At 58.8% G+C, this 10,560-nt stretch carries 11 protein-coding genes; 9 read left to right on the forward strand and 2 right to left on the reverse strand.

Annotated elements, in window-relative coordinates:
* The first annotated feature begins 213 nt into the window (after positions 1–213).
* The 4 genes from BLS08_RS25800 to BLS08_RS25815 all read left to right on the forward strand — a co-directional run bounded on the left by BLS08_RS25800 (position 214) and on the right by BLS08_RS25815 (position 4,647).
* On the forward strand, positions 214–774 hold the full coding sequence (locus BLS08_RS25800; protein WP_001161490.1) for a recombinase family protein: 561 nt from the start codon (positions 214–216) through the stop codon (positions 772–774).
* Between the two features lie 3 nt (positions 775–777).
* Positions 778–3,744: a Tn3-like element TnAs1 family transposase gene (locus BLS08_RS25805; RefSeq protein WP_058199794.1), complete on the forward strand. Its 2,967-nt coding sequence runs from the start codon at positions 778–780 to the stop codon at positions 3,742–3,744.
* Positions 3,745–3,863: 119 nt separating this feature from the next.
* Positions 3,864–4,295 (forward strand): GlcG/HbpS family heme-binding protein, encoded by a 432-nt coding sequence (locus tag BLS08_RS25810; RefSeq protein ID WP_005006001.1) that lies wholly within the window; start codon positions 3,864–3,866, stop codon positions 4,293–4,295.
* A 61-nt stretch (positions 4,296–4,356) separates the two neighbouring features.
* Positions 4,357–4,647 carry a DUF1330 domain-containing protein gene (locus BLS08_RS25815; RefSeq protein WP_023109439.1) on the forward strand — a complete coding sequence of 97 codons (291 nt, stop codon included), beginning with the start codon at positions 4,357–4,359 and terminating at the stop codon, positions 4,645–4,647.
* A gap of 325 nt (positions 4,648–4,972) precedes the next feature.
* Here the strand turns inward: BLS08_RS25815 and BLS08_RS25825 are convergent, their stop codons facing one another.
* Positions 4,973–5,443 carry a TlpA family protein disulfide reductase gene (locus tag BLS08_RS25825; RefSeq protein WP_003464979.1) on the reverse strand — a complete coding sequence of 157 codons (471 nt, stop codon included), beginning with the start codon at positions 5,441–5,443 and terminating at the stop codon, positions 4,973–4,975.
* 422 nt (positions 5,444–5,865) lie between these two features.
* On the opposite strand from BLS08_RS25825, the gene BLS08_RS25830 reads away from it, so the two are divergent.
* From BLS08_RS25830 to BLS08_RS25850, 5 genes are all read left to right on the forward strand, one after another.
* Complete coding sequence (locus tag BLS08_RS25830) at positions 5,866–6,513, forward strand: sulfite oxidase-like oxidoreductase (protein ID WP_002118288.1); 648 nt, start codon at positions 5,866–5,868, stop codon at positions 6,511–6,513.
* The gene (locus BLS08_RS25835) at positions 6,506–7,252 is read left to right on the forward strand and encodes a ferredoxin reductase (RefSeq protein WP_002118292.1); all 747 of its coding nucleotides are present in this window, start codon (positions 6,506–6,508) and stop codon (positions 7,250–7,252) included. The genes BLS08_RS25830 and BLS08_RS25835 overlap by 8 nt, the downstream gene beginning before the upstream one ends.
* Positions 7,253–7,705: 453 nt before the next feature.
* Complete coding sequence (grxC, locus tag BLS08_RS25840; protein WP_005005995.1) at positions 7,706–7,978, forward strand: glutaredoxin 3; 273 nt, start codon at positions 7,706–7,708, stop codon at positions 7,976–7,978.
* 67 nt (positions 7,979–8,045) lie between these two features.
* Positions 8,046–8,327, forward strand: coding sequence for a DUF427 domain-containing protein (locus tag BLS08_RS25845; protein ID WP_003464986.1), 282 nt, complete (start codon positions 8,046–8,048; stop codon positions 8,325–8,327).
* Between the two features lie 169 nt (positions 8,328–8,496).
* Positions 8,497–8,763 carry a hypothetical protein gene (locus BLS08_RS25850; protein WP_003464988.1) on the forward strand — a complete coding sequence of 89 codons (267 nt, stop codon included), beginning with the start codon at positions 8,497–8,499 and terminating at the stop codon, positions 8,761–8,763.
* Between the two features lie 860 nt (positions 8,764–9,623).
* On the opposite strand, the gene sdhC is transcribed toward BLS08_RS25850, so the two are convergent.
* Positions 9,624–9,998: a succinate dehydrogenase, cytochrome b556 subunit gene (sdhC, locus tag BLS08_RS25860; protein ID WP_005005993.1), complete on the reverse strand. Its 375-nt coding sequence runs from the start codon at positions 9,996–9,998 to the stop codon at positions 9,624–9,626.
* Positions 9,999–10,560: the final 562 nt, after the last annotated feature.

The following is a 10,560-nucleotide window of genomic DNA, read 5'->3' on the forward strand; positions in this document are numbered from 1 at the left end:
GTGCAGACGACTCCTGATATTGGGCTGTCAGGAGCCGTATGCACACCAGGCGTTACATCCAGTCAGATGGTGCGGTCGTCTTCTGAAAACGACATCTTTCGCATTCGTTGACACATGCCCGCGAAGGTCATAGATTTCAGCCTGACAGAAATGGGCTTTGAGGCACAACGGAACAGAAAGTGCACTTAAGCCGCCTTCAACCAAGGAGACATCGTGCAGGGGCACCGCATCGGCTACGTCCGGGTCAGCAGCTTTGACCAGAACCCGGAACGCCAGCTGGAACAAACCCAGGTGAGCAAGGTGTTCACCGACAAGGCATCGGGCAAGGACACCCAGCGCCCCCAGCTCGAAGCGCTGCTGAGCTTCGTCCGCGAAGGCGATACAGTGGTGGTGCACAGCATGGATCGGCTGGCCCGCAACCTCGATGACCTGCGTCGCTTGGTACAGAAGCTGACTCAGCGCGGCGTGCGCATCGAGTTCCTGAAGGAGGGCCTGGTGTTCACTGGCGAGGACTCGCCGATGGCCAACCTGATGCTGTCGGTGATGGGGGCCTTCGCTGAGTTCGAGCGCGCCCTGATCCGCGAGCGGCAGCGTGAGGGCATCGCCTTGGCCAAGCAGCGTGGCGCGTACCGGGGCCGCAAGAAAGCCCTGTCCGATGAGCAGGCTGCTACCCTGCGGCAGCGAGCGACGGCCGGCGAGCCCAAGGCGCAGCTTGCCCGCGAGTTCAACATCAGCCGGGAAACCCTCTACCAGTACCTCCGCACGGACGACTGACACATGCCGCGTCGCTTGATCCTCTCGGCCACGGAGCGGGACACCCTGCTTGCGCTGCCGGAAAGCCAGGATGACCTGATCCGCTACTACACCTTCAACGACTCCGACCTGTCGCTGATCCGCCAGCGACGCGGCGACGCCAACCGCCTCGGCTTCGCCGTGCAGCTCTGCCTGCTGCGCTACCCCGGTTACGCGCTGGGAACCGACAGCGAGCTGCCCGAGCCGGTCATCCTGTGGGTGGCGAAGCAAGTCCAGGCCGAGCCGGCGAGCTGGGCAAAGTACGGCGAGCGCGACGTGACCCGTCGCGAGCATGCCCAGGAACTGCGCACCGACCTGCAACTGGCCCCGTTCGGCCTGTCCGACTTCCGCGCCCTGGTGCGCGAGCTAACCGAGCTGGCCCAGCAGACCGACAAAGGCTTGCTGCTGGCCGGTCAGGCCCTGGAGAGCCTACGGCAGAAACGACGCATCCTGCCGGCGCTGAGCGTGATTGACCGGGCCTGCTCGGAAGCCATTGCGCGAGCCAATCGGCGGGTCTACCGCGCCCTGGTCGAACCACTCACGGACTCGCATCGGGCCAAGCTGGACGAGCTGTTGAAGCTCAAGGCCGGCAGCAGCATCACCTGGTTGACCTGGCTGCGCCAGGCACCGCTGAAACCCAACTCTCGGCACATGCTGGAACACATCGAGCGGCTGAAGACATTTCAGTTGGTGGACTTGCCCGAAGGCCTGGGCCGGCACATCCACCAGAACCGCCTGCTCAAGCTGGCCCGCGAGGGTGGGCAGATGACGCCCAAAGACCTCGGTAAGTTCGAGCCGCAGCGCCGCTACGCGACCCTGGCCGCCGTGGTGCTGGAGAGCACCGCGACCGTGATCGATGAGCTGGTCGATCTGCATGACCGCATCCTGGTCAAGCTGTTCAGCGGCGCGAAGCACAAGCATCAGCAGCAGTTCCAGAAGCAGGGCAAGGCGATCAACGACAAGGTGCGCCTGTACTCCAGGATCGGCCAGGCGCTGCTGGAAGCGAAGGAAAGCGGCAGCGACCCCTATGCCGCCATCGAGGCGGTGATTCCCTGGGACGAGTTCACCGAGAGCGTCAGCGAGGCCGAGCTGCTGGCCGGGCCGGAAGGCTTCGACCACCTGCACCTGGTCGGCGAGAACTTCGCCACCCTGCGCCGTTACACGCCGGCCTTGCTGGAGGTGCTGGAACTGCGCGCCGCGCCGGCCGCGCAAGGCGTGCTGGCAGCCGTGCAGACCCTGCGTGAGATGAACGCCGACAACCTGCGCAAGGTGCCGGCCGATGCACCCACGGCCTTCATCAAGCCGCGCTGGAAGCCGCTGGTGATCACCCCGGAAGGCCTCGACCGGAAATTCTACGAAATCTGCGCCCTGTCCGAGCTGAAGAACGCCCTGCGCTCCGGCGACATCTGGGTCAAGGGCTCGCGGCAGTTCCGCGACTTCGACGACTACCTGCTGCCGGCCGAGAAGTTCGCCGCACTCAAGCGCGAGCAGGCCCTGCCCCTGGCGATCAACCCGAACAGCGACCAGTACCTGGAAGAGCGTTTGCAGCTGCTGGACGAGCAGTTGGCCACCGTCACCCGCCTGGCCAAGGACAACGAGCTGCCCGATGCCATCCTCACCGAGTCAGGGCTGAAAATCACCCCGCTGGATGCGGCGGTGCCGGATCGGGCGCAGGCGCTGATCGACCAAACCAGCCAGTTACTGCCGCGCATCAAGATCACCGAACTGCTGATGGACGTGGACGACTGGACGGGCTTCAGCCGCCACTTCACCCACTTGAAGGACGGGGCCGAGGCCAAAGACAGGACGTTGCTGCTGTCCGCAATCCTCGGTGATGCGATCAACCTCGGGCTGACCAAGATGGCCGAGTCGAGCCCCGGCCTGACCTACGCCAAGCTGTCCTGGCTGCAAGCCTGGCACATCCGCGACGAAACCTATTCGGCGGCCTTGGCCGAGCTGGTCAACCACCAGTATCGCCACGCCTTTGCCGCCCACTGGGGCGACGGCACGACCTCATCCTCCGATGGCCAGCGCTTCCGCGCGGGTGGCCGGGGCGAGAGCACCGGGCACGTCAACCCGAAGTACGGCAGCGAGCCGGGACGGCTGTTCTACACCCATATCTCCGACCAGTACGCGCCGTTCAGCACCCGCGTGGTGAATGTCGGCGTCCGCGATTCCACCTATGTGCTCGACGGCCTGCTGTACCACGAGTCCGACCTGCGGATCGAGGAGCACTACACCGACACGGCCGGCTTCACCGATCACGTCTTTGCCCTGATGCACCTGCTAGGCTTCCGCTTCGCGCCGCGCATCCGCGACCTCGGCGAAACCAAGCTGTACGTGCCGCAGGGCGTGCAAGCCTACCCGACGTTGCGCCCGCTGATCGGCGGCACCCTGAACATCAAGCACGTGCGTGCCCACTGGGACGACATCCTGCGCCTGGCCAGCTCGATCAAGCAGGGCACCGTCACCGCCTCGCTGATGCTGCGCAAGCTCGGCAGCTACCCGCGCCAGAACGGACTGGCCGTGGCCCTGCGCGAGCTGGGCCGGATCGAGCGCACGCTGTTCATCCTCGACTGGCTGCAAAGCGTCGAGCTGCGCCGTCGCGTGCATGCCGGCCTGAACAAGGGTGAAGCGCGCAACTCCCTGGCCAGGGCGGTGTTCTTCAACCGCCTCGGCGAAATCAGGGATCGGAGCTTCGAGCAGCAGCGCTACCGGGCCAGCGGCCTCAACCTGGTGACGGCGGCTATCGTGCTGTGGAACACAGTGTATCTGGAACGCGCCACCCAGGGGCTGGTCGAGGCTGGTAAGCCGGTGGACGGCGAGCTGCTGCAATACCTGTCGCCGCTGGGTTGGGAACACATCAACCTAACCGGCGATTACGTCTGGCGGCAGAGCCGCCGGCTTGAAGACGGGAAGTTCAGGCCGCTACGGTTGCCCGGAAAACCTTAGCGTACGATTTTTTCCGTTTTCTCTATTCGCCCCTCGAAGGCTTCTAACGACCGCGATCGCCAAACATCTTGTCCAACCTCAAAAAGCCGAACGGGTTATGCCCCAGCGATGAGAATCCCATGACCAAATCTATTGCCACCGCCTCGATCAACCGCGAAACCGCAGTCGCCCTCATCGACGCGGCGCTCGCTGCGGCCCGTGCCATCGGCATCCCGGCTGCCGTCGCCGTCGTCGACGCCACCGGTAACCTGCGCGCGTTCGAGCGCACCGACGATGCGCCGTTCCTTACCGTCGATGTTGCCATCGACAAGGCCTGGAGTTCCGCCTCGTTTGGGTTCCCGACCCATGTCTGGAACGACTATGTGACCAACGATCCAAAAGTGGCGCCGCTAGCCTATCGCCCTCGGATGGTCGCTGTCGGCGGCGGTTATCCGATTCTGGAGGATGGGAAGTTGATCGGCGGCATAGGCATCTCCGGAGGCAACTATCAGCAGGATCAGGATGCGTGCGTCGAGGCACTCATGAAAATCGGGTTCCAGTTGCCAGCCTGACGACTGTGAGGCCATCACCGGTGGTAATGGCCAACAGATCCAACCTTTGAGAGGCCTAATGATGGAAGCGTTCGTCGTCTTTACGCGGGAAGAAACCAGCGACCCACATGCACTCGCAACCTATTCTGCAGGCGTCGGACCATCGTTCGATGGTCACGACGTTACCTTTCTCGCCGCTTATGGCGCGATCCAGCATTTGGAGGGGCCGCCCATCGAAGGGGCCGTAATCTTGCGTTTCCCGACGATGCAGGCCGCTCGCGACTGGTATGACAGTCCCGCCTACCAAACCATCGCTGCTCATCGCTTTGCCGGTTCCCGTTACCGCGCCTTTATCATTGAAGGGCGGCGGTGACATACCGACAGAAGCACTTCGGCGCTGACCACGAGGTATCGGCGTGTGAACTCGCATCTTGGGAATCTGTGGGGGGGACCAAGACAGCGGCGCTAGGGGCTCATATCGTCGATCGGATCAGAGAGTTGCTCGGCGAGAATGGGTTATCTATTGCCGAGCTGACGGAGCGGAGCCGCCCTCTCCCAACGGATTGATTCAATCGTTGACGCTCCTCCTATCCGGATCCGGGTTTTCGCACGCTGATCAACAGAGTTACAGCGCGCAACGCCTGTAGTGGGCATCAGGGGATGGGTGGCAATCAGGATGATTGCCCACCTTCCAACGATTAACCTTGCTCAAGTTGCTTCACTAGTCGCTCCGCGTCGAGATGGAAGTCCGAGAAAACAATGCTACCGCCAGCGTCGATAACCGTAAACCACGGAGTTCCTCGTGTGCGGTAGTCTTCCATGAAGGTTGGAAACGGCGAGCCGGTCGGTTGCTCGTCGTGACCGAAAACGATAGGAAGCTCATACTTGAGCTGGTTCACGCGCAACTTCTCGAAGGTATTCTCATGCGTTCCTTCGAAGACGGTCTGGATCACTGCGAACCCCACGTCTTTTGAGCTCAACGCTGCATGCAACTTTTGTAGCGTCGGAAACCCATGCAAATGGCAACCTTGGCACCAATGCTGGAAGGCAAACAAGATTTTCGGGCCGGGCCCGATATCTGACAGTTTGAACGGCGCGATACTTTCCCCATCTTTGCCAATCCATTTTTGCACCCGCAGCTCAGGCGCTTGTCGTTCGATCTCGTTCATCTGATCCTCCAACCCCGATACAGAAGCTTAGTGGATGATCGCGCGTCGCGACGGTGCGCGAACGTCCGACCTTATTTTCCCTATTTCCTGAAGCCAGAATAGATCAGATCGACATTTCGTCCTTAATATACTCAAGCTGCCGGCGAGCGCGAACTGGGCAACCATGCGCTGGTGAGCCTTGAGCTTTGCACGCTGCCCATCCGTTTGAGAGCGAACCTGCAACTTCCGCTCCGCATACCGCAGATCAGCGTACGCAGCCTTGGGGTTATCTACCCTATAGCCATTGGGTATTGGGAATCATGCTGGCCTGACGCTATGTTCGATACGCGATTTTTTACGATGATAGAGCATCTGTATCTGATTTTTAGTCGATTGGCTTATTCGGCGGATGTGCGGGCAAATGCTTTACGCAGAGTACTGAAATGAAGGCCGGCTTCGGTCTGCCGTATCGAGCAAGAGGGGTCACTATGGTCACCAGAGGTTTCACCGGTCGCGGTTCAGGCGACCAGTCCGATCGGATTCCGCCAGGTCAGCATCTGGTGGAGGATTTCCCTGTTCTGTCGGCCGGCCCTACGCCGAGGGTAGAGCCCTCCGACTGGAAATTCACAGTCAAAATTGGTCCGAAGCCCGTCAAAACGTGGAATTGGGGCGAATTCAACACTCTACCAAAGACCCAGGTGACAAAGGATATTCACTGCGTCACCTCTTGGTCCAAACTGGATACCGTTTGGGAGGGTGTACTCATTGAAGACATCCTTGCAGATGCAGAGCTTGATCGGCCTACCGATTTCGTCTTGGCGCACTGCTACGATAATTATTCGACAAACGTCCCTCTGACGGATCTGCTTTCCGGGAAAGCGATGGTCGCCCTCAGTTATGCGGGCAAGCCACTTTCCCGCGATCATGGGGGGCCGGCGCGTCTTCTAGTGCCGCACCTTTACTTCTGGAAATCCGCCAAATGGGTGAATGCGCTGCAATTCACGACGCGTGACGAGGCCGGCTTTTGGGAGCTGCACGGCTATCACATCTACGGCGATCCGTGGCGCGAACAACGATACACCCATGACTGAAAACGAAGCGCAAGTCCGTTCGTGGCAATCATGCGTGATCGACGACATCATCCAGCAAACACCGAGTATCAAGAGCTTCTTCCTTCGGTTGAGCAAGCCGTTCGCGCACACCGCAGGTCAGCACGTCGATATCCGGCTGACCGCGCCCGACGGCTACAGTGCAATGCGCAGCTACTCGATCGCGTCATCGGCAGTTTCGACCCCGATCGTCGAGATAGCTATCGAGCGCATGCCGGATGCCGAAGTTTCGCCGTTTTTTCACGACATCGCGGCGATTGGTGACGAAATCGAAGTTCGCGGTCCGCTCGGTGGCCATTTCCTTTGGCCTGAGCCTGCCATAGATCCGGTTCTGTTGATCGGGGGAGGCTCCGGCCTCGTGCCGTTGATGGCAATGATCCGGCAGCGCCGCGCATTGGCCCAAGCCGTTCCGACAGCGTTGCTCCTGTCCGCACGAACCGCCGAGGACGTTCTCTTCTCAGAAGAACTTCATTGCATCGAAATCAGCGATCCGGCGTTCGTCCTGGCGCTCGCGATTACGCGCGAGAAACCGGTTCGCGCATCGGACTTTGCGCGACGGATCGACGGCATGATGGTCCAAGAAATTCTAACCAGGCTTCAGGGAAAGCCGACGCAAGTGTTCGTCTGCGGGTCTAACGGATTCGTCAACATCGCAACCGATAGCGCGCTGCTGGCGGGCTTGGACGCCTCCATCATCAAGACGGAGCGCTACGGGGGCTAGCGGCGCGAGCTATCTCACGTCGCGCCGATCGTAGACGTGCGCCCTGGGAAGCTTTGGCGATCAACGTGAACCGTTTTGCCGAACACAGTCTTCGTACCCCCCGGCCTCTAGAACGCCTTCGCTCGCGATACCTGGCTCGACATCAAGCTCAATTTGAAAGTTCCTGCACTATCCGTCGTCCTGATATGCTCGACCAGCATGATGGGCGATTCGAGCGGGACCGCTTCCGTCCCAATCGAGGCTCGGTTACCTTAGAGCATCGGCTCGGCGCTACAGGAGGCGCGTGCGGCCTCTGCCTGGCGGTGAAAGCACTTTGGGCCATGTCGCCTGGATAGCGGCCAATCGTCAGCATCTGCTCCGATGTCGGCCAAGGTGCAGTCGCCATCTTTGAACGCCGCGAATTGGAGATCAACGCCATGACAGCGATCCGCGTGCAACTGCCGGAGATGCAATATGACAACTGATGTATTGCTGTACACCACGAATTGGTGCCCGTTCTGCCGCCGAGCGAAGGCGCTCCTCAAGGAAAAGGGCGTGCGATGGAAGGAGCTCGATATTGAGGCGGATCCGGCTCACCGGCAGGCCATGGCGGAAGCGTCGGGGCGAAGCTCCGTGCCGCAGATCTTCATCAATGGCACCCTTATCGGTGGCTCCGATGAGCTATTCGCGCTCGATGTCAGAGGCGAGCTCGACAAACTTCTCGGGCGCAACCCGCCTGCCACCTGAGGAGGTGCGGCTTGGGGCAGCCAGCCCGCGAGCCTTCGCCGGTTGATGAATACAAAAGGAGAGTCCGTTGGTCTCAGCCATCTGGAAAGACACTACTATCGCCACAAGCGACGAAACAGTCATCGTCGAGGGAAATCACTACTTCCCACCGTCAGGAGTCGACCTGAGCCTGCTTGAGATGAGCCCGCACACATCTGTCTGTCCGATCAAAGGCGCCGCGCGCTTCTTTCATGTTCGCGCGGGTGACGCGCTCAACGTGAACGCCGCTTGGACCTATCCCGCCCCCACTCCGGATGCCGAGGGTATCCGGGATTACATCGCTTTCTGGAAAGGCGTGGACGTTGCCTAGCAGACTGGACGGACGACTTCGCTGATAGCCATGCGGGCGCCGACATCTCAATTATCCTGCCCACCCCGGGCCTCGTCGGCTGCAGGAATCTGCCCGGCACCTTAGCGCGACCCGGCACTGGCGGTCTCGCACCCGCCGCGCCTCTGTTCTATCAATAAGGATGGATGACATGGAGCATTCCGAGTTCGATGCCGCTTTCGCGAAGCTTGCGGAGGGATACAGAGAAGGGACTTATGAAGGCCGGCGTTTCAGCTTGATCGTCCGGCGATCTGGGGACGGACGTCGCAACAGTCTGTTCGCCAGGGAGTTGGACGGGACTGACATTGTCAGCTTCAACCTCTTCCGCGTTACATCAGATAGGACATTGTTGAAGCCGTGCGAAATGTCCGCCGAAAAGGTCGTAGCGTTCGTGCTGGAGTTCCGACCGGACACCTGACGGGCAGAAGAAGATCCCGGCCAACCGGCGCGCCTGCGACGGCCGGCTATCTAAGGCTGCGCAAGCCTATAGCCGCAGCTCATTGCACTTCGTCTGGCGAGGAATTCAACATCGATACGTCGCCATCCGCGGGGATATCGGTACAGGCGCCCGTGTAAGCCAGATTGAGAAATCCTAAGCGATGACTAACACCAATGACGCCACCCTTCCGACACATTCTATTCTTGAGGAATGCACAGCGATGGCTGTCGTCAACGCTCTGAAGATTATTCTGAAGAACAGCTACGCGATCTACCTTAAGACAAAAAATGCCACTCGGGCGCATCCCGCCCCTACTTCAGGGACTTTCACTTGCTTCTCGCTCTGTCACTCACAGCATCGGCACGCCCATGACGCATGGTATCCAGGCCTCATAATTTTCCCATATAACCTTCTTGTCTTTTGCGCACCCAGAAAGACTCGAGGCTTTAACTGGACAGATGAGCCCTCGAGGGTAGTGTTCACCTGATTGGCTTTCTCATATCTGATGTTGATTCGCACAGTGTGCCAACCAGGTGATAGTTTCAAAAAACCTGCGCTTCAGAGCGAATTAGACGATCTTCGATAAGAGCGATCCGCCTCAAAATCCAAAACATCTAACATTGTCCTAGAGCCATATTTGTACCTAGTACTATGGCGCTCCCATTAACACATTTGATGATGCACAGAAAACTTAGCTCATGATAGCTTTCAGCTAACAGCTATTCGGAAGCCCGAAAGGATTCAACCGTTTAAGCGTGAACCGTCGATTATAAATACTTTCGTAAGTTAGCTTTAAAGGACGCTTTTAGTCCTTGTAAATACGCATTACGACTCCACAGCTACCAAATCCATACGGCGCCAGCAACCATTAAAACACCCGACACTACTAAAACAATAGTAGAGGCGCGATTGCTGCCTTTCAAAGTATGACCAACACCCACATCCATAACTAGGTGTCGAATTCCGGCTACGAGATGATAAATAAATGAAGAGTATACCAACCAGAAACTAACTTTGCCGAAAGGTGAAGAAAAAATCTCCTTGACTTCATTAAAACCCTTTTCTGACTCCAACGATTTGCTCAGCATATACAGTATCAGTCCCAGAAAAATAAAGAGCATAATTCCTGAAATCCGGTGCAGAATCGATGTAAGCGCCGTGAGAGGAAGCTGAATGGTTCGAATATCAAGATTAACCGGCCGCTTTTTATTCATTTTGACTCCAGTCAACAATTCTAGTGGGGGATTTCAGTTTTCGATCTCATTCATCATAGCAGCTGTAACTAAGGCTGGCGGCGACAATAATGGAGATATTCGGGGCTTACGTTGCATTTTGAGGTCGCAAGTGCATGTGCGTAAATTGAAGCAAATTGCAAGGTTATGCCCAATAGGTAGCTAGCTTATTAATTTAACAAAAGTGACGTGTGTCGTTCTGCAGGGCATGCTGTTCCCCCAATGTCATCAACCTAAGCTGCAGCCCTGCCCAAGGCAAGCCCCCCGAAGCAGCCAGCCGCCATGGCCGTCGGGCGATGACCAGGCCTCTGCCGCTCAATCAGGCGGTCTAGCTGGGCTGGCGGTGATGTGATCATCGTCTGTTCCGGCTGTCTAGGCGAGATTTCTCGTTCTCCGGACGAGCCTATGCCGACCGCTTGTGGCCAGCTTTTTTGCACGGAGGTTGGGCGGTGGTGTTTCTTCAGCGCGTCGGTTTGTAGCCCTCACAACCTCGGCTGGCTGCGCGTTTGCGTTGGCGCGCAAAGCTACGGCCTGAGCGTACGGC

This window comes from Ectopseudomonas chengduensis (genome assembly GCF_900102635.1).
GTDB classification, from domain to species: domain Bacteria; phylum Pseudomonadota; class Gammaproteobacteria; order Pseudomonadales; family Pseudomonadaceae; genus Aquipseudomonas; species Aquipseudomonas chengduensis.